Genomic DNA, 23,367 nt, shown 5'->3' with positions numbered 1-23,367 from the left:
AGGTGGGCGGGTGAAGACCCTGCTCATCGACAATTACGACTCGTACACGTACAACCTGTTCCAGCTGATCGCCGAGGTCAACGGCGAGGAGCCGGTGGTGGTACGCAACGACGCGCCGGCGGACGGGATTCCGGATCTCCGGGAGTTCGACAATCTGGTGGTGTCCCCGGGCCCCGGGCACCCGGGTGACACGCGTGACTTCGGCATCGGGACCAGGCTGCTCGCGACCTCCCCGGTTCCCGTGCTCGGCGTGTGTCTCGGCCATCAGGGCATCGCGCTCGGGGAGCGGGGGCTTGTGGGGCCGGCGCCGGAACCGCGGCACGGGCATCTCACCACGGTCCGGCATGACGAACAGGACCTGTTCCGGGGCCTGCCGCAGCATTTCACCGCCGTGCGCTATCACTCGCTGGCCGTGCGCGAGCCGTTGCCTCCGGCGCTCGAGGCCACGGCCTGGGCTGAGGACGGCGTCCTGATGGGGCTGCGGCACCGCAGCCGGCCGCTGTGGGGTGTGCAGTTCCACCCGGAGTCCGTCCTCACGGAGTACGGCCACCGCATGCTCGTGAACTTCCGCAACCTGACCGCCGAACGGGCCGGCAAGCTGCGCACGAAGAACACGGCGATCCCGTCCCCCGAGGCCCCGACCCGCCGCCGGGCAGTGGTACCGGAGTGCGACACGGGCGTCCGCCGGCCGACGGGGGCTCAGGGGGCTACGGCGGGGGTTCAGGCGGCGGTCGGAGCGGACTCCCGGCCTGCGGCTGTCGCCGGGGCCGGCGTGAGCCGTGGGACGGCGGCCGTATCCGGAGCCGGGACCGGCGAACAGCCCGGGGCCATTCCCGAGACCGGGGCGGGCTCCCGGCCTGAGGCCGCTGCCGGAGCGGTGGCGAGCGGTCAGGCGGCAGCCACTTCCGGAGCCGGAGCCGGCAAAGAGCCGGGAACCGAGCCGAGCAGTCGGGCGGCGGCCGCTTCCGGAGCCGGGACCGGCGAACAGCCTGGGGCCATTTCCGAGACCGGGGCGGACTCCCGGCCTGCGGCCGCCGCCGGGGCTGTGGCGAGCGGTCGGGCGGCAGCCACTTCCGGAGCCGGAGCCGGCAATGAACCGGGAACCGAGCCGAGCAGTCGGGCGGCGGCTGCTTCCGGAGCCGGGACCGGCAGTCAGGCCGGGGCCATTTCCGAGACCGCGGCGGGCTCCCGGCCTGCGGCCGCTGCCGGGGCTGTGGCGAGCGGTCGGGCGGCGGCCACTTCCGGAGCCGGGGCCGGCAATGAGCCGGGAACCGAGCTGAGCAGTCGGGCGGCGGCCGCTTCCGGAGCCGGGGCCGGCAGTCAGGCCGGGGCCACGGTGGGTCCGCCGCGGGCCGCGGTGCCTCGGCCTGCTGCCGTCTTCCCCGTCTCGGCGATGTCCAAGGGGGCGTTGAACCCGGCTCAGGGGGCCGCGGCGGCCGGAGACACCGTTCCGGTAGGCAGCGCCAAGCCGTCCGCCGCCGCCATTCCCCGCCCCCGGCGTCCCGGCCGTGTCGGTTACCGGCTGCACACCCGTCGGGTCACCGGTGCCGTCGACACCGAGGCGGCCTTCACCCGGATGTTCGCCGCGTCTCCCCGGTCGTTCTGGCTGGACAGCTCCCTGGTCGAGCCCGGGCGGTCGCGGTTCTCGTTCCTGGGGGACGGCAGCGGGCCGCTCGCCGAGTTCGTGCGGTACGACGTCACCGCCGGGCGCTGTGAGATCGAGCGGGCCGGGCGGCCGGTGCGCAAGGTCGCGGCGAATGTCTTCGACTATCTGAAGCGGCAGTTGACGAATCGGCGCGTGGACGCCACCGGGCTGCCGTTCGACTTCACCGGGGGCTACGTCGGCTACCTCGGCTACGAGGTGAAGGCCGACTGCGGGTCGCCCAACCGGCACCGCTCCCCGGACCCGGACGCCGCCTGGCTGTTCGCCGACCGGGTGATCGCGGTGGACCACCAGGAGGGCTTCACCTACGCCGTGTGCCTGGCGGAGGACACCCCGCAGGCCGCCCGGGAGGCCGCCGACTGGCTGGAGAGCGCGCTGGCGGACCTCAGCTGCGTGGCGACGGAGCGGACGCCGCTGCCCGTGTCACCGGCCCCGGCCGACCCCGGCGCCGCCGAGCCGTGGCTCGTACGCGACCGGGCGACATACCTCGCGGACATCGAGGCGTGCCAGCGGGAGTTGCGGGCCGGCACCAGCTACGAGGTCTGCCTCACGAACGCCGCCCGTTTACCCGCTCCCTCCGACGCGCTCGAGTTCTACCGGACGCTGCGCCGCGACAACCCGGCCCCGTACGCGGCGTTCCTGAGATTCGGGGAGCTGGAGGTGGCCGGCTCCTCGCCCGAGCGGTTTCTGAAGATCGGGCGGGACGGTACCGCCGAGGCCAGGCCCATCAAGGGAACCGCGCCCCGGGGCGACGGCCCGGAGGAGGACGCCCGGCTGCGGGACGCGCTCGCGTCGGACGACAAGACACGGGCCGAAAACCTGATGATCGTCGATCTGCTCCGCAACGACCTGGGACAGGTCTGCCGGACGGGATCGGTGCGGGTGTCGAAGCTCATGGCCACGGAGACGTACGCCACGGTGCACCAGCTCGTCTCGACCGTGGCGGGACGGCTGCGGCCGGGCACGGACGCGGTGGACTGTGTCCGGGCCTGCTTCCCCGGCGGCTCGATGACCGGCGCGCCCAAGCTGCGCACGCTGGAGATCATCGACTCGCTGGAGACCGAGGCCCGGGGCGTGTACTCCGGTGCCCTCGGCTACTTCGGGTGCGGCGGCGGCGCGGATCTCAGCATCGTCATCCGTACCGCGGTGTTCGCCGACGGCCGGCTGCATCTGGGCGCGGGCGGCGCGATCGTGCTCGGCTCCGATCCGGAGGCGGAGTACGAGGAGATGCTGCTGAAGACCGCGGCACCCATGCGCGCCCTGCACCAGCACACGGCCGACCGGATACGGCATCAGGCCCCGCCGGGTGACAGAGCCGGGGCGGCCGGGGAGGCCCGGCGATGACCAGTCCGCAGATCGAGCTGAACCCGGCCGAGGCCGCGGCGCCCGGGAACATGGCGGCCCAGCTCGCGGAACTCGCCGAGCGGCGCGGGTGGAACGGCCGGACCGCCTTTCACCAGGGCCACCGGGCCTGGAGCCACGGGGAGGTGCACGACCTCGCGGCCCGTGCGGCCACCGTGCTCGCCGAGTACGGGGTGCGCCCCGGGGACCGTGTGCTGCTGGCGCTGCCCGACTCCCTCGCCTGGGTGACGGCCTTCCTCGCCACCGCCCGTCTCGGCGCCGTCGCGGTCCTGGTCAACCCCGAACTCCCCGCGGCCGACCATGTGTTCCTGGCCGAGGACACCGGAGCGCTGCTGTGCGTGACGGGGCCGGGCCTGGAGGAGCGGTTCGCCCGCCGGGCCTGCCTGGGAGCGGACCAGCTGATGGCACTCACCCCGGCCGCCGAGCCCGCGCCCGCCCACCAGGTCGACGCGCACGCCCCGCTGTACGTCCAGTACACCTCCGGCACCACGGGCCGCCCCAAGGGCGTCGTGCACACGCACGGCGATCCCCGGACGTACCACGACCTGGTCGGCCGGCGGGTGCTGCGGATCACCGCGGACGACGTCACTCTGTCGGTGTCGAAGCTGTACTTCGCCTACGGCTTCGGCAACGCCCTCGTCTTCCCGCTGTTCTCCGGTTCGTCCGCGGTGCTGGTGGACCGGCGCCCCTCTCCGGCCACGATCGACGAGCTGGTCGCGCGGCACCGGGTGACGCTGCTCTACTCCGTGCCGTCCGCGTACGCCGCGCTGGTCGCCGAGCGGGGCCACGGGCACGAGGGCTGCTTCGCCTCGGTGCGGGCCGCGGTGTCGGCCGGCGAGGGGCTGCCGGACGGGCTCGCACGGCAGCTGACCGCGCTGCTCGGGGCGCCGGTGCTGGAGCAGATCGGCTCCACCGAGGCCGGTCACGCGTTCTGCGCCAACGGCTTCGCCCACGACCACCCGGGCACCGTCGGCCGTCCCGTGCCCGGCTTCGAAGTGGAGCTGCGCGACCGTGACGGGCGCCCGGTGCCGGACGGCGAGGAGGGCGAGATGTGGGTGCGCGGGCCGACGGTCACCCCGGGCTATCTGAACCGGCCCGAGGAGACCGCGCGGACCCTGGTCGGCGGCTGGCTGGCCACCCGCGACCGGGCGTGCCGCGAACCGGACGGCTCCTACCGGCATCTGGGCCGTGCCGACGACATGGAGATGGTCGGCGGCATCACCGTCTCCCCGCTGGAGGTGGAGGCCGTGCTGCGCGGCCATCCGGCCGTGCGGGAGGTGGCGGTCGCGGCGGTGCCCGACGGGCGGGGCGCGAGCCGGCTGCGGGCCTTCGTGGTGCCGGCCGCGTCCGCGCGTGACGGTCTGTCGGACGAGCTGATCGGCCTGGCGCGGGAGAGCCTCGCCGCCTTCAAGGTCCCCCGCAGCGTCAGCTTCGTCCCCTCGCTGCCGCGCACCCCGACCGGGAAGCTCCGCCGCCATCTGGTGCGCCGGGGTGCCTGGTGAACACCACGGAAAGGAACGGCCGCATGCGACAGACCCAGCCCTTGTCCTTGCCCTTGCCCTCGCTCGCCGATCGCGGCTTCTGTCTGGGACCGGTCTTCCGGCGTGCCGCCGACCGGCACGGGGCCGTCTTCGTCACCCTGGACCGGCCGCTGGACGTCAACCCCTCCCTCGGGGTCGACCTGAGCTACACCGTGCTCGCCGACGTGGTCGAGGAACTGTCCGGCCGCCTGTGGGAGGCCGGGGTGCGGCCCTCGGAGCAAGTCGTCGTGCACAAGGCCGACAACGTCGACATCATGCTGCTGACCTGTGCCGCCGCCAGGATCGGCGCCGTGCCCGTGCTGCTGTCGCCCACGCTGGCCCCGCAGGTGGCAGGGCAGCTCCTCGCCCGGCTGCGCCGCCCGTGGCTGATCACCGACAGCGCCACCCTGGACGGTCTGAAGGACCTCGCCCTGTCCGGGCTCGTGCGGCGGACGCTCTGCGTGGACGACGCGCCCGGGGCGGAGCCCCTGGCGAAGTACGCCGGCGCCGAGCCGCCCCCGCCGGTCCGGCTCCACCCCCGCGAACCCGCCCTGATCACCCACAGTTCGGGCACCACCGGAGTCCCGAAGCTGGCCGTGCACTGCGCGCAGACCATGTGGAACCGGCTCGTGCCGCAGCAGGCGATGGGCTGGCCCACCCGTGGCGAGCCGGCGGCGCTGCACATGTCCTTCGTGCACTCGCGCTTCTACCATCTGCTCGGCGTCCTGCTGCACTTCGGCAGCCCCCTGGTGCTGATCACCGACCCGGATCCGGCCGCGGTGGGCCCGCTGCTGGTCCGGCACCGGCCCGGCATCGTGGAGACGCACCCCAACACGTTCGTGCTGTGGGAGGAGCTGGCCGACGCCCCCGGGGCGCCGCTGTCCCGGGTCCGGTCGTACGGCTCCACGTTCGACGCGATCCATCCGCGCACCGTACGGCGGCTGCTGGGTGCCTCCCGGCGCCGTACGCCCTGGCTGATCCAGCTGTACGGGCAGAGCGAGACGGGCCCGGTGGCGTTCCAGGTGGTGACGCGGCGCGGTGCCGCCCGGGTGGACGGGCGCCGGGTCGGGATCGGGATACCCGGCTTCACCCGGGTCCGCGTCACCGACGCCGAGGGCAGGCGGGTCGCGCCCGGCACGCCCGGCCGGATCGAGGCCCGCACCCGGGGGCGGATCCTCACCTACCTGGGCATGCCGGAGCGCTACGACCGTCAGCTCACCGACGGCTGGTGGGAGATGGGCGACATGGGCTATCGGAGCCGCCTTGGCGGGCTGTACCTGATCGACCGTGAGGTGGACCGGATCGACGCCGTGCACAGCAATCTGGAGGTCGAGGACGCGCTGATGTCCCGGCTGGAGGAGCTGCGCGAGGTCGTCATCGTGCCGGGCGCGGACCGCGAGCCGGTGCCGGTGGTGTGCGTGCGCGGCGAGCGCCCCCTGGACCCGGAGCGCTGGCGGAACGCCACGGCGGGGCTGCCGGCGATGGCCGAGCCGCGGCAGTGGCGCTTCGAGGATCTGCCGATGACCGCGACGTGGAAGGTGAAGCGCGTGGAGATCGCGCGGATGCTGGCCGGGACCAGGGCCGAAGGCGCCCGCGCATGACCATGGTCGTGGTCGTGGGCGCCGGACCCGTGGGCCTGTCGGCGGCTCTGGCCCTGCGCGGGTACGGACTGCCGGTGGTGCTGCTGGAGGCCGACCCGGAGGACCGGGAACGGCCGGGCAGCCGGGCCCTGTTCGTGCACCGGGAGACCCTGGGCCTGCTGGACGCGATGCTGCCCGGCCTCGCCGCCGAGATCACCTCGTACGGGCGGACCTGGCACACCCGGCGCACCCTCTACCGGGGGCGTGAGGTCTACGCCCGCACGTTCCCGCCGCCGTCCGGGCCGCCGCCCTTCACCAGCCTGCGCCAGACGGACACCGAACGGTTCCTGCGGGCGGCCTGCGAGGGGGCCAGGGTGGAGTTCGTGTGGGGCGCGCGCGTGGCGGGCGTGAGCACCTCGGAGACGGGGGTGCGGCTGGAGGGCGAGGACGGGCGGGTGTGGACCGGCGCGTACGCCGTGGCCGCCGACGGCGCCCGCTCCGCCGTCCGGCGCGAGCTGGGCATCCCCCTGGAGGGCACGCACGGCGAGGGCTTCCACGTCGTGGTGGACGTCGCCGACGTGCCGGGCGCGGAGCTGCCGCTGGAGCGGGTCTTCCACTACGAGCATCCCGGGGTCGGCGGGCGCAGTGTGATGCGGGTGCCGTTCACCGGCGGTTTCCAGGTCGACCTGCAGTGCCGGGACGACGACGCGCAGGAGGAGTACGGCACGGAGGAGGCCGTCCGGCGCTGGCTGCCCGCGATCGTCGGGGACGGCTACGGCGACCGGATCATGTGGGTGTCGACGTACCGCTTCCTGCGCAAGGTGGCGGCCTCGTTCACCGATCCGCACGGGCGCGTGCTGCTGGCCGGGGAGGCGGCGCATCTCTTCCCGCCGTTCGGGGCGCGCGGCATGAACAGCGGGATCGCGGACGCGGCGGCCGCCGCCGAGGCGATCGCCTCCGGGACGGGCGAGGCGGTCGCGCACTTCGCCGAGGTGCGGCGGGCGGCGGGCCTGTTCAACAGCGCCGCCGCCGGTACGGCCCTGGACCATCTGCGGCCGCACCGCCGTACCGTCCGGGTCAGACAGCGGGCGGCGGCGGCCCTGGCGCCGGTGCTGCCGTGGTGCGGATCATGGCTGGAGCACGCGCCGTACGGGCCCCGGCACGGGGCGCCGGCCGTCGCGGGCCGCAAGTACTGAGGAGGAGCCGGTGGTGACACGCCCGGCGGTGGCGGAAGGCCTGTGGACCTGGACGCCCGGCGGTGGCCTTGCCCCCGCCCCGGACCAGGAGGCCGGGGGGCGGCTGCTCGTCGCGGACTCGTGGCTGCTGCGCGAGGGCCGGGTGCGGGCCTATGCCCGGCACCGGGAGCGGTTCTCGCGGTCCTGCGTCGAGTGCGGCGGGCCGGAGCCGCGCCGGCTCGTCGCGTTCTGGCAGGACGTGACCGCCGCGCTGCCACGCACCGGTGAGTGGTTCCCGCGAGTGGAACTCGCGGCGGGTTCGCTGGAGTTGCGGCTGCTGGTGCGACCCGCCCCGCCGCTCGGCACGGAGATCCGGCTGTGGGCGGCGGGTCAGCCCGACCCACGGACCGTGCCCCGTCGCAAGGGCCCGGACCTGGAGACCCTGGCCCGGGTGCGCCGCCGGGCCGCCGGCGAGGGTGCCGACGAGGCGGTGCTGATCGCGCCCTCGGGCACGGTACTGGAGTCGGCCACCGCGAGCGTGCTGTGGTGGGAGGACGACACCCTGTGCCTGCCCCCGCCCCGGCTGCCCGTGCTGCCGGGTGTGACGGCCGGGCTGATCCAGGAGCGGGCGCTGCGGTCCGGGATCCGGATCGCGCACCGCGAGAGGACCGTGGCCGAACTGGACGGCCGTGAGGTGTGGCTGGTGAACGCGCTGCACGGGATCCGGCCCGTCACGGGCTGGACGGGGCGCCCGATGCGGGTGCCTCCGGCGGAGCGGGCCGGGGAATGGCGGACCTGGCTCGACGGCCTCATGGAGCCGCTGCCGAGCTGAATTCACAGAAGAACAGAAGACATGACGACGCCGGGCCGAAGGAATTCGACCCGGCGTGATTTCCGCTGTTCTTTTTCAGCCCTTCGGCACCATACGCGTGGCTATCGCGATGCGGTTGTAGGCATTGATGACGGTGGCCGCCCAGATCAACGCGGCGATCTGGTTCTCGTCGAAGACCTCGGCCGCCTCGGCGTACACCGCGTCCGGGACGCGACCGTCGTGGACCAGGGTCACGGCCTCGGTCAGCGCCAGTGCGGCGCGCTCGCGTGCGGTGAAGAAGGGCGTTTCCCGCCAGGCGTTCAGGGTGTAGAGGCGCTGCTCGGTCTCGCCCTGGGCGCGGGCGTCCTTGGTGTGCATGTCGAGGCAGAACGCGCAGCCGTTGATCTGCGAGGCGCGGATCCTGACCAGTTCCAGCAGTTCCGGTTCGACCTTTGCGTCCTGCGCCGCGGAAACTGCGGCGGAGTGCAGGGAACCCATGGCGGCGGAGACGTCCGGGGTGATTTTCTTCAGGGCGACGCGGGATATGGAAGGGCTTTCACTCATGAGGTGACCATATCCTCAAGAGCGCATTACCGAAGGGGAATTCGCGCGATTATCCAGGCAGTACCGCGCACAGCGCGTCCAGCGCCCCGGACCAGGCGTGGTCCGGTGGTGTGCCGTAGCCGACGACCAGGGCGTCGGCCGGAGCGGCCCGGGCACCGGGGGCAGGGGAAGCCGAATCGCCGTCAGGGCGATTCGGCGTCGTCGTCCAGATGCCAGGGCTGGCCCCGGGCGGGTGGTGGTGACGGGGTTGGGGGTCCTGGGGTTGGTGGCTGATGCCGGCCAGGTGTGGTCACTCGTGCGGGTGAGTGTGATCAGCGCGGTGGGGGAATCCGTGATCTAGGTTCGCGGCGTGGCACGGTTTCGGATGTACCCGACGAGCGAGCAGGAGCAGCAGATGCTGCTGCACTGCGCGCACGCCAGGTACGTGTGGAACCTTGCGGTGGAGCAGCACGCGCATTGGCGCCGGGACAAGGCGCACCATCGGCCCGACGGCAAGCGCACCGGGGCGCCCTCGTTCGCGGAGCAGTGCCGCCTGGCGCAGGAAGCATGTGCACGAGGGCTTCCGCGTCATCGGCGACGATCGTGTACCCGAGTACGAGCCGGACGGCCGGCCGGCCGCTGATCAATCCCAAGACCGGTAAGCAGGTCATGGGCCGCGCCGTCGCCGTACACAAGCTCAACCGGCGGTGGGCGCAGGTGAAGGTGCCCGGATGTGGATGGGTCCGCTTCCGCCTCAGCGTCAAAGGCAAGGGTGCTCGGCTTCCTGCGGCGAAGACGTTCCGCGTCACCCCCAGAACGGCCAGTGGCACATCGCGTTCGCTGTCATTCCCGACCCGATCGACAAGCCGGGCACGGGCGAGGTCATCGGCATCGACCGGGGTGTGACCATCACGGCCGCACTCTCCGACGGGCGCACCCTCACCTGCCCGCAGCTCACCACCCGCGAGCGCGCCCAGATCCGCAAGCACCAGCGCCGCGCCGCCCGCGCCCCGAAGGGCAGCGAGCGCAAGACGGCCGCGTACGCGAAGGTGGCCAGGCTCAAGGCCAGGGAGGCGAACCGGCGTAAGGACTGGTGCGAGAAGACCTCGACCATGCTCGCCCGTACCTATGACCTGGTGCGGTTCGAGAAGCTGAACATCAAGACGATGACCGCCAAGCCCAAGGCGAAGCCCGACCCCGACCACCCCGGCCAGTACCTCAGGAACGGCCGGGCGGCCAAGGCCGGCCTCAACCGGGCCGTCCTCTCCCAGGGCTGGGGCCTGCTCCGCGAGCGCACCCGGCACAAGGCCCCCGGCCGGGTCGAAGACGTCCCCGCCCCCTACACGAGTCTGCGGTGCAGTGCCTGCGGATGGATCGACAAGAACTCGCGCAAGAGCCAAGCCGAGTTCGTCTGCTCCTCCTGCGGCTTCACCTGCAACGCGGACACCAACGCGAGTATCAACGTCGCGGCAGGACAGGGCGGGATCCCCCGCCCCCGGCGAACAGCCGGTGCCGGAGGGGCGACAACGGCCACCAGCCGTTCGAACGCCCGTGAACCTCAACCCACATGGGCTGGAATCCCCCTTCTTTTAGGAGGGGGAGGATGTCAAATGCAGGTCGATGCCCAGAGTGGCCCATGGTTCAGCCATGGAAATGGACCATACTCCTGGGCTGCTTACTGCCTAGGGTCGAGGCATGACGACGCACCCCGATGAGACGACGACCACGACGCCCCCGGCAAGCGCGGAGTACGCCGCCGAGCGGCCCGCCCGCCTGGAGTGGGCCAAGCACGCACCCGATGTCTACAAGGCGATGGTCCGGCTGGAGACCGCCGCGCGGCAGGGCCTGGACCACACGCTGTACGAGCTGGTGAAGATCCGCGCCTCCCAGATCAACCACTGCGCCTTCTGTATCGACATGCACACCAAGGACGCCCTCGCGTCGGGCGAGAGCGTCGAGCGGATCGTGCAGCTCGGCGCCTGGGACGAGTCCCGGCACTTCTACACCGCCAAGGAGCTCGCGGCGCTGGAGCTGACGGAGGCCGTGACGGTCCTGACGGACGGGTTCGTCCCGGACGAGGTGTACGAGCAGGCCGCGCGGCACTTCGAGGAGGCGGAGCTGGCGCAGCTGATCGCCGCGATCACTGTGATCAACGCCTGGAACCGGTTCGGCGTGACCTGCCGGATGGCGCCGGGGCACTACCAGCCGGGCCAGTACAAATGACGGCCCGGACCCGGCTGCTCGACCCGGCGGTCGGCGGGGCCATGTCCGCGCTCAGCAAGGTCGCCAAGCGCGGCTTCGGCGACCCGGCCCTGGCCGAACTCGTCGTGCTCCGCGCCTCGCAGCTCAACCAGTGCGCGTTCTGCCTCGACATGCATCTCGCGATCGCCCGCGAGCACGGCGTGAGCGAGCGGCAACTCGGCATGCTGGCCGCGTGGGAGGAGGCCGAGGACGTCTTCGACGAGCGGGAGCGGGCCGCGCTGGCGCTGACGGAGGCGGTGACCCTGCTGACGGCGGGCTTTGTGCCGGACGAGGCGTACGAGCGGGCCGCCGAGCACTTCGACGAGGCCCGGCTGGCCCATCTGATCGGGCTGGTCGTCGCCATCAACAGCTGGAACCGGGTGATGGTCAGCCGCCGGATCCCGCCGGGGGGTCACACGCCATGAGCAAGGCCGATGTGTTCCGCGCCCTGCACCACCACCGGGTGCCCGGCGATCCCCTCGTGCTGCCCGGCCCCTGGGACGCGGCCAGTGCCCGGGTGTTCGAGGAGACGGGCTTCCCGGCGCTCGCCACGCCCAGCGCCGGAGTCGCCGCGTCCCTGGGATACGAGGACGGGCAGACCCCGGCCGACGAGATGTTCGCCGCGGTCGCCCGGATCGTCCGGGCCGTGGACGTGCCGGTGTCGGCGGATGTCGAGGGCGGCTACGGACTCGCCCCGAAGGAGCTGGTGGAGCGGCTGCTGGAGACGGGGGCGGTGGGCTGCAATCTGGAGGACTCCGAGGACGGGGTGCTCAAGGACCCGCGCGCGCACGCCGAATGGCTCGCCGAGGTGCGGGCCGCGGCCGGGGACCGGCTCTTCGTGAACGCCCGCGTGGACACCTTCGCCTGCGGGGTCCACGACCCCGGACGGGCCATCGAGCGGGCCGCGTTGTACGTCGCCGCGGGCGCCGACTGCGTCTATCCGATCGGGGCCCCGCCGGAGGTGCTGCCGCTGCTGCGGGCCGGGATCCAGGGGCCCGTCAATGTGGGAGCCCTGATCGGCGAAGGCCCCTCGCCCGCCGAACTCGGCGCTCGAGGGGCCACCCGGATCACTTTCGGGCCGGGGCTCCAGCGGCGGGCGACTCGCGCACTGCGGGAGATCGCCGCTCAGTTGACGTAGGAGGCGTCAGGACAGCCACTTCTTCCACGTGGACTTGTGGCTGTCCACCCACTTCTTGGCCGCCTCCTCCGGCGTCATCTTCTTGTCGGCGATCATCAGGGAGACCTCGTTCTGGTCCTCGGTCGTCCACTTGAACTTCTTCAGGAACGCCGCCGCCTTGCCGCCGTTCTTGGCGAAGTCCGCGTTGAGGTACTTCTGCAGCGGCGTGTGCGGGTAGGCGCAGGCGACCTTCTCCAGGTCGGCGTCGCAGCCCTCCTTGTACGCCGGCAGCTTCACCTCGGTCATCGGGACCTTCTTGAACAGCCACTGCGGGGAGTACCAGTAGGTGAGGAAGGGCTTCTTCTCCTTGGCGAACTGCCTCATCTGGGTGATCTGCGCCGCCTCGGAGCCGGCGAACACCACCTGGTAGTCCAGCTTCAGGTTCTTCACCAGCGCCTTGTCGTTGGTGACGTAGGACGGCGAACCGTCCATCAGCTGGCCCTTGCTGCCGCTCTCCGGGGTGCGGAACTGATCGGCGTACTTGTTGAGGTTCTTCCAGTTCGTGATGTCCGGGTGCTTCTTGGCGAAGTACGTCGGGACGAACCAGCCGATGTGCCCGGTGACGCCGAGTCCGCCGCCGGGCGCGATCGTCTTCTTGTCCTTGACGTACCGCTGCTCCTGCTCCGGGTGGCCCCAGTCCTCCAGGAGCGCGTCGACGCGGCCCTGGCTGAGCGCGTCCCAGGCGGGCACCTCGTCGACCTGGACGGTGTCGACGCGGTAGCCCAGCTCGTTCTCCAGGAGGTACTGGGCGACGGCCACGTTGGCCTGCGCGCCCACCCAGGACTGCACGGACAGGGTCACGGACTTGGCGCCCTGCGCGTTGGCGAAGGGCGAGGCCTGCTTGGTCATGTCGGCCGCGCCGCAGCCGGTGAGCAGCGCCAGGGAGCTCACTGCGGCGATCATGGCAGTCGTACGGACTCGCATGTCACGCTCCCTTCTTCGCGCGCCGCTCGGTGGGCTGGGTCACCCGGTCGAGCATCAGGCCGAGGCAGACGATCGCCGCGCCGGCCACCAGACCGGTCGCCAGATCGCCCTGGGCGAGGCCGAAGACCACGTCGTAGCCGAGCGCGCCACCGCCGACCAGGCCGCCGATGACGACGACGGCGAGGACCAGGACGAGGCCCTGGTTGACGGCGAGCAGCAGCGCCGGGCGGGCCAGCGGGAGCTGGACCTGCCGCAGCTGCTGCCAGCTGGTCGCGCCGAGCGAGCCGGAGGCCTCCAGCGCGGCCGGGTCGACCTGGCGCAGGCCCTGGGTGGTGATCCGGACGACGGCCGGCAGCGCGTACACGATCGCGGCCGCGACGGCCGGGGCGCGGCCGACGCCGAAGAGGGCGACGACCGGGATCAGGTACACGAACTGCGGCATCGTCTGGAAGACGTCCAGGACGGGACGCAGCAGCCGCTCCAGACGGTCGCTGCGGGCCGCCGCGATGCCGGTGGCGAAGCCGACGACGAGGGTGACGGCGACGGCCGCGAGGACCTGCGACAGGGTGTCGAGGGAGGGCTTCCAGACGCCGAGCGCGCCGATCGCGGCCATGGCGAGGACGGCGGTGAGCGCGGTGCGCCAGGTGCCGATCACCCAGGCCAGGGCGGCGACGATCAGCAGGACCGACCACCAGGGCAGCGCCTGCAGGCCGTCGCGCATCGGGTCGAGCACCCAGGTGGTGAAGTGGCCCGCCCAGTCGGCGGTGCCGCCGATGACGGGGACGCCGGAGTAGAGGTGCGCGGTCATCCAGTCGACCGCGCGGTTGACGGGCTCGGCGATGCCGACGACCCACGACTCGGGCCAGTCGAGCCGGCCGACGAGGCGCCCGGCGACCGCCACGGCGGCGAAGGCGACCAGGGCGTACAGCCAGCCGAGTCCCTGCCGGGGCTCCGGTTCGGCGCCGAGCCGCTCCCCCGCCGCGCCCGTGACGCGGTCCAGGACGACGGCCAGCAGCACGATCGGGATGCCGGCGGCGAGCGCGGCACCGACGTCGACCGAGGCCAGCGCCTGGTAGACGCGGTCACCGAGACCGCCCGCGCCGATGACGGCAGCGATGACGGCCATCGACAGCGCCATCATGATCGTCTGGTTGAGGCCGAGCAGGAGTTCCTTGCGGGCCAGCGGGATACGGGCCGTCAGCAGCCGCTGGCGTGCGGTGGAGCCGAGCGACTCGACCGCCTCCAGAACCTCCTTGTCGGCGCCGCGCAGACCGAGCGAGGTCAGCCGGGCCATGGGCGGGGCGGCGTAGATGACGGTGGCCAGGACGGCCGCCGGGACGCCGATGCCGAAGACCAGCACGACCGGCAGCAGATAGGCGAAGGCCGGGAGCACCTGCATGGTGTCCAGGACCGGGCGCAGAAGGCGGTCCATCCGGTCGGACAGCCCGGCGGCGAGCCCGAGCAGCGCGCCCACCACGACCGACGCGAGGACCGCGACGACCATCAGGGCGAGCGTCTGCATGGTCGGCACCCACATACCGAGCAGGCCGCAGGCCAGGAACGCGACGCCCGTGCCGAGCGCGAGCCGGATGCCGGCGACGCGCCAGGCGACCAGCGCGCCCAGGGCCGTGACGCCCGCCCAGCCGACGGCCAGGAGGCCGAGGTAGACGGCTCGTACGGCGATGACGACGACGTTGCTGACGTGGCCGAAGAAGTACAGGAACAGCGGGTGGCTGTCGCGGTTGTCGATGATCCAGTCGCTGGCCTTGGCGAGCGGCTCGGAGAAGTCGACGGTCAGCGCGGCCGGCCAGCTGCCGCTCGCCCAGCGGGCGTTCGCCAGAGGGACGAGGATCGCGGCGGCCAGGGCGAGGAGCAGCAGCTTGCGGACGGCCGGGGACTTGAGGAGGCCGGGCAGTCCCACCCGGGGCGGGGACGCGGTGATGGTCGCCATCAGACCGCCTCCTTGGACTGCTCCGTCCGGGGCGGAGCCGGCTGCTCCGTGCCGGCGACGACACCGAGCAGGGTGTCGGAGTCGACCATGCCCACGCACCGGCCCTCGTCCACGACCCGGGCCGGGGCACCGGCACGGGCGACCGCCTCGATCGCCTCGGAGACCGTCGCGTCGGGCCGCACGGCCGGTCCGCTGCCGTCCAGGTCCGCCGACGGGTTGCGCATGGCCGTACGGACGGTCATGACCTGCTCGCGCGGGACGTCCCGGACGAACTCGCGGACGTAGTCGTCGGCGGGCGAGCCCACGATCTCCTCGGGCGTGCCGAGCTGCACGACCCGGCCGTCGCGCATCAGGGCGATGCGGTCGCCCAGCTTGAGGGCCTCCTGGAGGTCATGGGTGATGAAGACCATCGTGCGGCCTTCCTCGCGGTGCAGCCGGACGACCTCGTCCTGCATCTCGCGCCGGATGAGGGGGTCGAGCGCGCTGAACGGCTCGTCGAAGAGGAGGACCTCGGGGTCGACGGCGAGCGCGCGGGCGAGGCCGACGCGCTGCCGCTGGCCGCCGGAGAGCTGGCTGGGGCGGCGGTGCTCCATGCCTTCCAGGCCGACCTTGGCGACGACCTCGGCGGCGCGCTCACGCCGCGCGGCCTTGCCCATGCCCTGGATCTCCAGGCCGTAGGCGACGTTGTCGAGGACCGTGCGGTGCGGCAGCAGGCCGAAGTGCTGGAAGACCATGGCGGCGCGGTGCCGGCGCAGTTCGCGCAGCCGGGAGCGGTCCATGGCGCGGACGTCCTCGCCGTCGATGGCGATGGTGCCGGCCGTCGGCTCGATCAGCCGGGTCAGACAGCGCACCAGCGTGGACTTGCCGGAGCCGGACAGGCCCATGACGACGAAGACCTCGCCCTTGCGCACATCGAAGGTGACGTCGCGGACGGCGGCCGTGCAGCCGGTGCGGGAGCGCAGCTCGGCGGGGTCGAGGGCGGTGAGCTCGGGGTCGGCGGGAACGCGCTCGGCCTTGGGGCCGAACACCTTCCACAAGCCCTCCACCGAGAAGACGGGGGTGGTGTCCATGGTCTGCTCCGTGGGGGGTTCGAGGGTCGGGATCTCGGTCATCTCGGTCACCGGTCACCACCGCCGATCAGCTCGGCGGCCTTCTCCCCGACCATGAGCACGCCGATCATCGGGTTCACGGTGGTCATGGTGGGGAACACGGAGGCGTCCGCGATGCGGATGCCCTCCAGGCCGCGGACGCGCAGCTCGGGGTCGACGACCGCGAGCCGGTCGTCGGCGTCACCCATCTTGCAGGTACCCGCGGGGTGGTAGACGGTGTGCGCGACCTTGCGGGCGTACTCGCTGAGCTCCGCGTCGTCGGTCACGTGCGGGCCGGGCGCCACCTCGCGCTTGAGCCAGCCGGCCAGCGGCTCGGTCTTCGCGATCTCGCGGGCGATCTTGATGCCGTCGACGAGGGTCTGCCCGTCGTAGTCGTCCGCGTCGGTGAAGTAGCGGAAGTCCAGGGCCGGCTTGACCTCGGGGTCGGCGCTGGTCAGGTAGAGCCGGCCGCGGCTCTTGGGCTTGGGGATGTTCGGGGTCATCGAGACGCCGAACTCCGGCCGCTGGTAGCCCAGTCGCTCCGGATTGTCCGTGAAGGGGATCTGGTAGAAGTGGAACATCAGGTCGGGGTGCGGCTGTTCGGGGTCCCGGCGCACGAACAGGCCCGCGTCGGAGTCCATCGCGGAGTTCTCCGGGATGGGGCCGTTGGTCTCCCACACGATCACCGACTCGGGGTGGTCGAGCAGGTTCTCGCCGATGCCCGGCAGGTCGTGCGTCACGGGTATGCCGAGCTTCTCCAGGTCCGCCTTAGGGCCGATGCCGGAGTGCATCAGCAGCCGGGGCGAGTCGACCGCCCCGGCGCAGAGCAGGACCTCGTTGCGGGCCTTGACGAGGATCTCCTCGCCGTCCTTGGTGCGGACGTGCACGCCCTCGGCGCGGTTGCCGTCCAGCTCCAGCTTGTACGCCCAGGTCTCCAGCAGGATCGTCAGGTTGGGCCGCTCGTCCATCACCGGGTGCAGATACGCCACCGACGCCGAGGAGCGCTTGTTGTTCTCCGGGTGGTAGGCGAGGTCGAAGAAGCCGACGCCCTCGGTGAACGGCTTCTTGTTGAAGCCCTCCACGCGCGGCACGTTCAGCGCCGCCTGGGCCGCGTCGACGAAGTCGCGCGCGATGGCGTTCCGGTCCTTCTCGTCGACCGGGACGACGTTGTTGAGCAGGCGCGCGAAGTACGCCTCCATCTGCACCGCGCCCCAGCCCTTGGCACCGGCGGCCTCCCACTCGTCCCAGTCGGCCGGCAGCGGCTTGAACGCGATCAGGGTGTTGTGCGAGGAGCAGCCGCCGAGGACCCGGGCGCGGCTGTGCCGGATATGCGAGTTTCCGCGTGGCTGCTCGGTGGTGGGGTAGTCGTAGTCGAGCTCGCCGCCCAGCAGGCCCATCCAGCGGCGCAGGGTCAGCACGTCGTCGCGGCCGACGTCGCTGGGGCCGCCCTCGATGACGGCGACGGTCACGTCGGGGTTCTCGGTCAGGCGGGAGGCAATGACGGAACCTGCGGTTCCGCCGCCTATCACGACATAGTCGTACTCGTGACTGGTGTGGGACATGGCGTACTTGCTCCAGAGGGAATGGACCAGAGGGGACGAAGAGGTCGGGCCCGAAGGGCGCGGGTGCGGGGATGCGCGGGTGCGCGGGTGTGCGGGTGCGGGGGGGGTCAGCCCGCGAACCAGCGCACCGGCTTCGGGGCGAGGTTCTGGTAGACGTGCTTGGTCTCTCGGTACTCGGCGAGTCCGGCCGGGCCGAGCTCCCGGCCCACTCCGCTCTTGCCGAAGCCGCCCCACTCCGCCTGCGGCAGGTAGGGGTGGAAGTCGTTGATCCAGATCGTGCCGTGCCGCAGCCGGCCGGCCACGCGCCGGGCGCGGCCCGCGTCGGAGGTCCAGACACCGCCCGCGAGGCCGTACTCGGTGTCATTGGCCAGGGTCACGGCCTCGTCCTCGGTGCGGAAGGTCTCGACGGTGAGGACCGGTCCGAAGACCTCCTCCCGGATGACGCGCATCTCGCGGTGGCAGTGGTCGAGGACGGTCGGCTCGTAGAAGTAGCCGTTCTCGGGGCGCTGCGGGGACGGCTCGGGGCGCTTGCCGCCGGAGCGCAGCACCGCGCCCTCCTTGAGGGCGGACTCGACGTACATCTCGACCTTGGCGCGCTGCTGCTCGGAGACCAGCGGTCCGCACTCGACACCGTCCTCGGTGCCGCGGCCGAGCCGGATCTTCTCGGCGCGGCGGGCCAGTTCGGCGACGAAGCGGTCCCGGACCGACTCCTCGATGATGAGGCGGGCGCCGGCCGAGCAGACCTGGCCGCTGTGGATGAAGGCGGCGTTGAGGGCCTGGTCGACGGCGGTGTCGAAGCCCTCCTCGGTGGCGCAGGCGTCGGCGAAGACGACGTTGGGGTTCTTGCCGCCGAGTTCGAGGGCGACCTTCTTGACGCCGGGCGCGGCGGCCTGGGCGACCTTGGTGCCGCTGATCAGACCGCCGGTGAAGGAGACCAGGTCGACGTCGGGGTGCTCGGAGAGCCGCGCGCCGACCGAGTGGCCGGGGCCGGTGACGATGTTGGCGACGCCGGCGGGCAGCCCGGCCTCGACCAGCAGCTCGATGACCGCGATCGTGGTCATGGGCGTGATCTCGCTCGGCTTGATGACGAAGGTGTTGCCCGCCGCGAGCGCCGGGGCGATCTTCCAGCTGGCCTGCAGCAGCGGGTAGTTCCAGGGCGTGATCATCGCGCAGACGCCGATGGGCTCGTGCACGACGACGCTGTGGATGTCGGGCGAGCCCGCGTCCACGACCCGGCCGGGGGCCTCGCCGGCGACCAGGTCGGCGAAGTAGCGGAAGGCGTCGGCGACGCAGTCGATGTCGACGCGGCCCTCTTCGACGGTCTTGCCCGCGTCCTGGGCCTCCAGCCGCCCGAGCTCCTCGCGGTCGCGCACCAGCAGGTCGGCGACGCGCCTCAGCAGCGCGGCGCGCTCGGTGACGGGCGTGCGGGGCCAGTCGCCCTCGTCGAAGGCGCGCCGGGCGGCGGCGATCGCCAGGTCGGTGTCTTTCTCGTCACCCTCCGCGACCACGGCGAACGGCAGCGCGTCCGCGGGGTCGAGGATCTCCCGGGTGGCGCCGGAGACGGCCGCACGCCACTCGCCTCCCGCGTGGATGGTGCTGCGCGTCTGAAGTACGTTGCTTTCCGCCATGACCGCTTTCGCCTTCCGTTCCTGATCAGCGCCCTTGTGTCACACACGTGTCACTAAGAGACCGAGTGCGCCTGCCCTGACCCCCTGGATGCATGCACGATCCGTGGCCGAAAGTGCGCTGTGTCACTGAGGATGCGGGCAAACGCGGGCGAAACACCCGCCGATCAGGTACGGCCGGGGTCAGGTCGTCCGAGGTCGGAAGCTCTCCGGCGGGTCCTCGCCCACGCGCCCGTCCACGGACTCGCGTATGAGGTCGGCGTGGCCGACATGGCGGGCGTACTCCTCGATGAGGTCGACCAGCATGCGCCGCACGCTCGGTGACCGGCCGTCCCGGGTCGTGAAGGCGGCGAGGCGGCCGGCGTCGCCCTCCGCGAGCACCTCCCGCAGATTCGCCCGGGACCGCAGCACGGCCTCCGTCCACAGCGTGTACAACTGCTCGGGCGTGTCCCCGGCGGCCGAACTCCACTCCCAGTCCGGCTCGGCGTCCCGGTCCACCGCGTCCCACGGCGGCGCGGGCTCCCTCCCCAGCAGCCGCACGGACAGATAGTGGTCCTCGACCAGAGCGAGATGCTTGAGCAGCCCGCCCAGCGTGACGGCCGAGGAGGCCACCCGCGCGCTCAGTCCCGCCGCGTCCAGGCCCTCGCACTTCCAGGCGAACGTCCTGCGCTGCCGCTCCAGGGAGCCGACGAGCGTGTCGACTTCATCGCCCGCGACCGGCGGCTCCAGCGGCACCTCCGCCAACTCCCGTCCCACGTCCTGTGTCATGCCGCGAAGACTACGACCCGGCTCTGACAACGCGGGAAGCACACAGGCCCCGCACCGGCCGAAGCCGGTACGGGGCCTGCGCGGACGCGCGGAGAGACTCCGGTCAGATGAGGCCGAGGCCGCGGACCGCCTCGCGCTCCTCCTCGAGCTCCTTGACGGAGGCGTCGATCCGGGCGCGGGAGAACTCGTTGATGTCCAGGCCCTGGACGATGTCGTACTTGCCGTCCTTTGTGGTGACGGGGAAGGAGGAGATGAGCCCCTCCGGCACGCCGTACGAACCGTCGGACGGGATGCCCATGGAGACCCAGTCGCCGTCGGCGGTGCCGTTGACCCACGAGTGGACGTGGTCGATCGCGGCGTTCGCGGCGGAGGCGGCCGACGAGGCGCCACGGGCCTCGATGATGGCGGCGCCGCGCTTGGCGACGGTCGGGATGAAGTCCTCGGCCAGCCACTTCTCGTCGTTCACGACCTCGGCGGCGTTCTTGCCGGCGACCGTGGCGTGGAAGATGTCCGGGTACTGGGTGGCGGAGTGGTTGCCCCAGATCGTCAGACGCTTGATGTCGGCGACCGTCGAGCCCGTCTTCTTCGCGAGCTGCGTCAGCGCGCGGTTGTGGTCGAGGCGGGTCATCGCCGTGAACCGCTCGGCCGGTACGTCCGGCGCGGCGGCCTGGGCGATCAGGGCGTTGGTGTTGGCCGGGTTGCCGACGACCAGGACCTTGATGTCGTCCGCGGCGTGGGCGTTGATGGCCTGGCCCTGCGGCTTGAAGATGCCGCCGTTGGCCTCGAGGAGGTCACCGCGCTCCATGCCCTTGGTACGGGGGCGGGCGCCGACGAGCAGCGCGACGTTGGCGCCGTCGAAGGCGACGTTCGGGTCGTCCGAGATGTCGATGCCCTGCAGGAGCGGGAACGCGCAGTCGTCGAGCTCCATGGCCGTGCCCTCGGCGGCCTTGAGCGCCGGGGTGATCTCGAGGAGGCGCAGCTTGACCGGCACGTCCGCGCCGAGCAGCTGACCGGAGGCGATGCGGAAGAGCAGGGCGTAACCGATCTGGCCGGCCGCGCCGGTGACGGTGACGTTCACGGGAGTGCGGGTCATGGCGTTCTCCGTATGACAGCTGGCGGTGGGGCGGTCCCTGCCCCGGACGTCTGATCGATCTCTTGGCGTCAAGAGATCCACCAGCGGTCAGGCTATCGCGCATCCGGTATCTCGCACGGCCGGGTCGGTGTGGCCCACCCCACAACCCTCCCGGCGCCCATGCAAAAGGCGGCCGCCCGTCCGGGAGAGGGGGACTGAGGCGGCCGCCGGGGGGGGGAACCGACCGTGCCGGACTCCCGTGGGGGTACGGTTCGCGTGCCCCCGATTCCCCCGGTCATTCCTCCGTCTCCGAAATTAGTTCGGACCGGTCCTGCGACCGGGTCACCCGGCACCGGGGCGGCCCATGCCGGGACCGCGACAGGGACCGAGCCGACCGCCAGAGCCAGGACACGAGCCGACCCGCCAGAGACCGGACGCGAGCCGCTCCGCGACGGGCTGACGGGCCGCCCCTGCGAGGCGCTTGCCGGGCCCCGGGGCCGCCGGAAGCCGGGCCGACCGCCGAGAACCGGCCGACGACCGAGAGCCAGCCGACCGCCGAGAACCAGCCGACGACCGAGAGCCAGCCGACCGCCGAGAGCCGGGCTCCCGCCGTACGCCGGGTGCCCCGCCAAGTCCCGTAAGACGGCCGGAGGCAGGCGGCGTCCGTCCGCGAGACGTGCCGCCGCCGCCTAATCCCACGGCGTCCGCCGGCCCCGATTCACCGAGGCCGCCTTCCTGCTCCGCGCAGCCCTGCCGACTGCTACTCCGTGCAGCCCTGCTGGCCCGAGGCCAGGGTCGCGCAGGCCTTGGCGTCGGCGGCGTTCTTCACCGCCACCATCGGGGTGTACGCGATCGCGTCGCCGGCCACGGTGATGCTTCCGGACTGCTTCGCCTTGCCCGCGCTGATCTGGATCTCGTCACCCTGGGTCGCCTGGGTGACCCGGCCCCAGGCAGCCTTGCAGGTCTCGCTGTAGCGGACCTCCACGACGGCGGTGCCGACGGTCGCGGTCTGTGCCGTGGTGACCAGGTCACCACTGCACCCCATGGCCTCCGCGTCCTTGCCGGTGCAACTGTCGCCGCTGCACTTCACACCGGGCGGCAGGTCCGGGTTCGTGGTGGCGCTCGGCTTGGGCGACTTGGTGCTGCCCTTGGCCTCGTCGTCGCCACCGCCGCCGGTGAGATAGAACGCGCCGGCGATCACCACGAGCACGCCCACGACACCCGCGAGGAACGTCGCGGTCCGCCGCTTGCCCCCGGCAGAGCCCTTCGCCCGGGCCGGGGCGGCGCCACGCGGCGACCGGTGCTGCGAGCCCGCGCCCGCACCCGGCGTCCGGGCAGGCCCGTCGGGCGCCCCGGCGGGAGAACCGCCGCCCGCACCGGGCCGGGACCCGATGCCGCTGCCGGCGCCGCTGCCGACGCCAGCGCCGGTGCCGGTGCCGGTGCCGGTGCCGGTGCCGCCTGAGCGGCCGGCCGACGGCGACGGACCCTGGTACCCGGCGATGCCCCACGAGTTGACCCCGCTCGCACCGCCCCGGCCGCCGTCCTCCCGCACACCACCGCTGGTGGAGGAGTCCTGGACCTCGGGCGCCGTCGGCTGCGGCGGCACCGTCGGGGCCACTCCGGCCGGCCCCGCGATACCCGGCGTGACCGTGGCGCTGCCGCTCCTGCGGGCGGGCTTGTCGTCACCCCGGGAGGCCGACTTGCCCGAAGCGCTCTTGCCGCCGGAGGCCGTCGTACCGCCGCTCTTGGAGCCGGCCGACGGGTCGCCGAAGTCCTGCCCGCCGAACTCCCCGAGCGCGGCGCGCGCCTGGGAGATCCGGATGGCCTCCATCGTCATGTCGTGCCGCATCTCCGAGCGGCTCCAGGCGCGCTCGGCGAGCTCCCACATGGTGGTCAGGTGCAACGGGTTGGTCCCGGTGACCTCGGCCAGTGCCACGATCGCGCCCTTGGGCGCGAGCAGCCGGCCGTTCAGATAACGCTCCCACGACGTTTTGCTGTAGCCCGTGCGGTCCGCCACCGACGCGATGCTCAGACCACTACGGTCCACGAGTCTGCGCAGCTGGCTGGTGAACTCCCTGATCTGTGGATCGAGCTCATCCGGCAAGGCCCTCCAACGAGGCATTGCTTCCCCCCTCTTCCCCCCGGTCGTGCTGATATTTCTCGCGCTGTTCGCCCCGCGCGTTGGCGGCCTTGGCCGAGTCCCCGTTCTGGTTACCCACAGGGATGCGCACACTCAGGATCTCAGTTCCCTGACTGGGGGCGCACAGAAGCATGCAGACCGCGCGCGATACACCCTGGACCGTCC

Annotated in this window: 19 protein-coding genes; 10 read left to right on the top strand and 9 right to left on the bottom strand. The window is 72.3% G+C overall.

What is annotated here, in order from left to right:
* The first annotated feature begins 10 nt into the window (after positions 1-10).
* The 5 genes from pabB to ACFT32_RS16660 are packed head-to-tail and all read left to right on the top strand — an operon-like array spanning position 11 to position 8,132.
* Positions 11-3,007: an aminodeoxychorismate synthase component I gene (pabB, locus tag ACFT32_RS16680; protein ID WP_382489571.1), complete on the top strand. Its 2,997-nt coding sequence runs from the start codon at positions 11-13 to the stop codon at positions 3,005-3,007.
* Positions 3,004-4,527, top strand: a complete 1,524-nt coding sequence (locus ACFT32_RS16675; protein ID WP_382489570.1) for an AMP-binding protein — start codon at positions 3,004-3,006, stop codon at positions 4,525-4,527. Before pabB ends, ACFT32_RS16675 begins: the two co-directional genes overlap by 4 nt.
* 23 nt (positions 4,528-4,550) lie before the next feature.
* On the top strand, positions 4,551-6,146 hold the full coding sequence (locus ACFT32_RS16670) for a class I adenylate-forming enzyme family protein (RefSeq protein ID WP_382489569.1): 1,596 nt from the start codon (positions 4,551-4,553) through the stop codon (positions 6,144-6,146).
* The gene (locus ACFT32_RS16665; RefSeq protein WP_382489567.1) at positions 6,143-7,321 is read left to right on the top strand and encodes an FAD-dependent monooxygenase; all 1,179 of its coding nucleotides are present in this window, start codon (positions 6,143-6,145) and stop codon (positions 7,319-7,321) included. The genes ACFT32_RS16670 and ACFT32_RS16665 overlap by 4 nt, the downstream gene beginning before the upstream one ends.
* A 13-nt stretch (positions 7,322-7,334) precedes the next feature.
* Positions 7,335-8,132, top strand: coding sequence for an aminotransferase class IV (locus ACFT32_RS16660; RefSeq protein WP_382490716.1), 798 nt, complete (start codon positions 7,335-7,337; stop codon positions 8,130-8,132).
* Between the two features lie 75 nt (positions 8,133-8,207).
* Here the strand turns inward: ACFT32_RS16660 and ACFT32_RS16655 are convergent, their stop codons facing one another.
* The gene (locus tag ACFT32_RS16655) at positions 8,208-8,675 is read right to left on the bottom strand and encodes a carboxymuconolactone decarboxylase family protein (RefSeq protein ID WP_382489565.1); all 468 of its coding nucleotides are present in this window, start codon (positions 8,673-8,675) and stop codon (positions 8,208-8,210) included.
* Between the two features lie 364 nt (positions 8,676-9,039).
* On the opposite strand from ACFT32_RS16655, the gene ACFT32_RS16650 reads away from it, so the two are divergent.
* The 5 genes from ACFT32_RS16650 (at position 9,040) to ACFT32_RS16630 (ending at position 12,033) form a co-directional block, all read left to right on the top strand.
* Positions 9,040-9,297, top strand: coding sequence for a helix-turn-helix domain-containing protein (locus tag ACFT32_RS16650; protein ID WP_382490714.1), 258 nt, complete (start codon positions 9,040-9,042; stop codon positions 9,295-9,297).
* 94 nt (positions 9,298-9,391) lie between these two features.
* Positions 9,392-10,369 (top strand): RNA-guided endonuclease InsQ/TnpB family protein, encoded by a 978-nt coding sequence (locus tag ACFT32_RS16645; RefSeq protein WP_382489563.1) that lies wholly within the window; start codon positions 9,392-9,394, stop codon positions 10,367-10,369.
* The gene (locus tag ACFT32_RS16640; RefSeq protein ID WP_382489561.1) at positions 10,350-10,877 is read left to right on the top strand and encodes a carboxymuconolactone decarboxylase family protein; all 528 of its coding nucleotides are present in this window, start codon (positions 10,350-10,352) and stop codon (positions 10,875-10,877) included. Before ACFT32_RS16645 ends, ACFT32_RS16640 begins: the two co-directional genes overlap by 20 nt.
* Positions 10,874-11,320 carry a carboxymuconolactone decarboxylase family protein gene (locus ACFT32_RS16635; protein WP_382489559.1) on the top strand — a complete coding sequence of 149 codons (447 nt, stop codon included), beginning with the start codon at positions 10,874-10,876 and terminating at the stop codon, positions 11,318-11,320. Before ACFT32_RS16640 ends, ACFT32_RS16635 begins: the two co-directional genes overlap by 4 nt.
* Positions 11,317-12,033, top strand: a complete 717-nt coding sequence (locus ACFT32_RS16630; RefSeq protein ID WP_382489557.1) for an isocitrate lyase/phosphoenolpyruvate mutase family protein — start codon at positions 11,317-11,319, stop codon at positions 12,031-12,033. Before ACFT32_RS16635 ends, ACFT32_RS16630 begins: the two co-directional genes overlap by 4 nt.
* A gap of 6 nt (positions 12,034-12,039) precedes the next feature.
* Here the strand turns inward: ACFT32_RS16630 and ACFT32_RS16625 are convergent, their stop codons facing one another.
* The 8 genes from ACFT32_RS16625 to ACFT32_RS16590 all read right to left on the bottom strand — a co-directional run bounded on the left by ACFT32_RS16625 (position 12,040) and on the right by ACFT32_RS16590 (position 23,166).
* A complete protein-coding gene (locus tag ACFT32_RS16625; protein ID WP_382489555.1) occupies positions 12,040-12,996 on the bottom strand; it encodes an ABC transporter substrate-binding protein in 957 nt (318 codons plus the stop codon).
* Position 12,997: 1 nt separating this feature from the next.
* The gene (locus ACFT32_RS16620; RefSeq protein ID WP_382489554.1) at positions 12,998-14,947 is read right to left on the bottom strand and encodes an ABC transporter permease; all 1,950 of its coding nucleotides are present in this window, start codon (positions 14,945-14,947) and stop codon (positions 12,998-13,000) included.
* On the bottom strand, positions 14,947-16,059 hold the full coding sequence (locus tag ACFT32_RS16615) for a glycine betaine/L-proline ABC transporter ATP-binding protein (RefSeq protein WP_382490712.1): 1,113 nt from the start codon (positions 16,057-16,059) through the stop codon (positions 14,947-14,949). Before ACFT32_RS16615 ends, ACFT32_RS16620 begins: the two co-directional genes overlap by 1 nt.
* 5 nt (positions 16,060-16,064) lie before the next feature.
* Positions 16,065-17,597, bottom strand: coding sequence for a GMC family oxidoreductase (locus ACFT32_RS16610; RefSeq protein ID WP_382489552.1), 1,533 nt, complete (start codon positions 17,595-17,597; stop codon positions 16,065-16,067).
* A gap of 107 nt (positions 17,598-17,704) precedes the next feature.
* The gene (locus tag ACFT32_RS16605; RefSeq protein WP_382489550.1) at positions 17,705-19,225 is read right to left on the bottom strand and encodes an aldehyde dehydrogenase family protein; all 1,521 of its coding nucleotides are present in this window, start codon (positions 19,223-19,225) and stop codon (positions 17,705-17,707) included.
* 180 nt (positions 19,226-19,405) lie between these two features.
* On the bottom strand, positions 19,406-19,990 hold the full coding sequence (locus ACFT32_RS16600) for a DinB family protein (RefSeq protein WP_382489548.1): 585 nt from the start codon (positions 19,988-19,990) through the stop codon (positions 19,406-19,408).
* A 103-nt stretch (positions 19,991-20,093) separates the two neighbouring features.
* On the bottom strand, positions 20,094-21,083 hold the full coding sequence (locus tag ACFT32_RS16595; RefSeq protein WP_382489546.1) for a malate dehydrogenase: 990 nt from the start codon (positions 21,081-21,083) through the stop codon (positions 20,094-20,096).
* 739 nt (positions 21,084-21,822) lie between these two features.
* The gene (locus ACFT32_RS16590) at positions 21,823-23,166 is read right to left on the bottom strand and encodes a DUF2690 domain-containing protein (protein ID WP_382489544.1); all 1,344 of its coding nucleotides are present in this window, start codon (positions 23,164-23,166) and stop codon (positions 21,823-21,825) included.
* Between the last annotated feature and the right edge of the window lie 201 nt (positions 23,167-23,367).

The sequence above is a fragment of the Streptomyces sp. NPDC057002 genome, assembly GCF_042673825.1.
In the GTDB taxonomy this organism is placed as follows: Bacteria; Actinomycetota; Actinomycetes; order Streptomycetales; family Streptomycetaceae; genus Streptomyces.
This window is presented reverse-complemented; position numbering and strand designations above follow the sequence as displayed.